The 1,952-nt window shown below is 61.3% G+C and carries 1 protein-coding gene; it reads right to left on the bottom strand.

The window, feature by feature from the left end:
* Nucleotides 1-89: 89 nt before the first annotated feature.
* Nucleotides 90-1,349 (bottom strand): group II intron reverse transcriptase/maturase, encoded by a 1,260-nt coding sequence (ltrA, locus tag ACFVTC_RS42790; protein ID WP_390135253.1) that lies wholly within the window; start codon nt 1,347-1,349, stop codon nt 90-92.
* Nucleotides 1,350-1,952 lie beyond the last annotated feature (603 nt).

Genomic DNA, 1,952 nt, shown 5'->3' with positions numbered 1-1,952 from the left:
GCCGAGTAGCCGGGAGGAATCTCACCTCCCGGCTCTCACAGAACCGTGCGTAACAGTCTCCCGTTACACGGCTCTTGTCGTCCTGTTCGTCAGGTCATCACGGATGCGACGGTGCAGCGCCAGTGCGCGAACATGCGGGGGTAGCGCCGAGCGATCTCCTGCATCTTCGCGATGGCTTTCCGTTCAGCCGCGAGCCGCTTGTACTTCTGGCGGATCCAGCGCACCAGGTAGGCGTTGATGCGCATCAAGAAGGGATTCAGTTCCCACGGTCTGAACCGGCCGTAGTAGTTGATCCAGCCGGCCACGACAGGGTTGATTCTGCGGGCAAGCTCCTTGAAGGAAAGGTCGGAGCGGGTGTGCAAGTGCCAGGAGCGCACTTCCCGTCCCATCTTCTTCAGGGCATCGCTGCTGACAGCAGGATCGAACGACTGAAACGACTTGCCGTATCGATCCTGGTTCTGCCTGGCTCGGAACGTGTAGCCGAGGAAGGTGAACACCGTGTACTCGAAGGAGCCACGCCGTTTGCCGTCTTTGCAGTACACGATCCGGGTCTTGGCCGGATGCAGTCGCAGTCCGACCTCAACCATCCTGTTCGTGAGTGCGGCCAGTACCTGTCGGGCCTGACGCTCGGTGACGCAGTGCAGGACCGCGTCGTCCGCATACCGTTCGAACCAGATGTTCGGGAACTCCCGCGCCATCCAGGTATCGAACGCATAGTGCAGGAACAGGTTCGCCAGCACGGGAGAGACCGGCGCCCCTTGCGGGGTTCCGCGCTCCCGTTCCAGCAGTGAACCGTCGGGCATGGCGAGCGGCGCGTGGAGCCACCGCCGCACATACAATTTCACCCAAACGGCATCGGTGTGAGCTTCCACCGCCTTGACCAGCAGGTCCCAGGGCACACTGTCGAAGAACTTGGTGATGTCGAACTCCACCACCCAGTCCCGCTTCCAGCAGCGCTCCCGGCACCTTTCCACTGCGTCCAGGGCGGACCGTCCTGGCCGATATCCGTAGCTGTCGGGATGGAAAAGCGGCTCCACCCTTCGCATGAGATGCCGGGCCACCACAGTCTGGGCCACACGGTCAGCGACAGCGGGAATGCCGAACACTCTCGTGCCGCCGCCATTCGGCTTGGGAATCTCCACCGCGCGCACCGGAGGAGGGAAGTACGAGCCCGAAGACATTCGGTTCCAGACCTTGTACAGGTTGCTCTTCAGGTCCTTCTCGAAGTCCTCGATGCTCTGCCCGTCCACTCCGGGTGCGCCCTTGTTCGCCCTGACTTCCTCCCACGCTTCCTTGACTTCCCACTTCGAAATGTCAAACGGCTTGATCTGAGACTTCAACTGGTCCATCGCACTCCTCCCGGACAAAGTCCGGTTGATGTGATCAACACAGTCACGAACGACCCGGCCCCTTCGCTCCACCCCCATTACAGAGGCTTCTTCGCTACTACGAGCCGGTCCGCCAGCAGGTCCCGCGTCGGTACTCGACCCCTCACGGTGTCTGCCGCTTGGGGCACTCCCTCTCCCCCGCAACATGGCGGAGCGTGTCGGGACCTGCCTTCTCCTGTTCCATGCGAAAGCAGCAGACTGGACTCGCGTCGCCTACATGCCGGACACCACCTGGCCAATAAACGGGCGCCCGCCAGGCTCATCCCGGGATAGTGGTCACATCCCGGTTTCGATGTCGTCTTCATCTTTTTCGACACGTCAGCAGCGATTCACTTGCGTTCACCTTTCCAGTCCCCACCTGACGCCTCTTACGACGCCTTTTCCTCATCGCTCACCACGACGGTCTTCAGCCAACGCAGCATGAGGCGGTTTGGAGCCTCCCCCCGCAGGGCGACTCCGAAGGGCCTACCTTCATCTCTCGCACAGCACCATTTCCAGAAGCTGCCCTACTACCAACTCCCTTTCATGTTCAGGACACAAGACCACGAAGATCCACCTCGCCTG

The organism is Streptomyces sp. NPDC057950 (assembly GCF_042887295.1).
Classification (GTDB): Bacteria; Actinomycetota; Actinomycetes; order Streptomycetales; family Streptomycetaceae; genus Streptomyces; species Streptomyces kaempferi.
The sequence above is the reverse complement of the archived record's forward strand: the minus strand, read 5'-3'. Positions and strand labels throughout refer to the sequence as shown.

What these genes read in the sequence shown, in the direction of transcription:
- ltrA (WP_390135253.1), bottom strand. Translation starts at nt 1,349, where the DNA reads ATGGACCAGTTGAAGTCTCAGATCAAGCCGTTTGACATTTCGAAGTGG.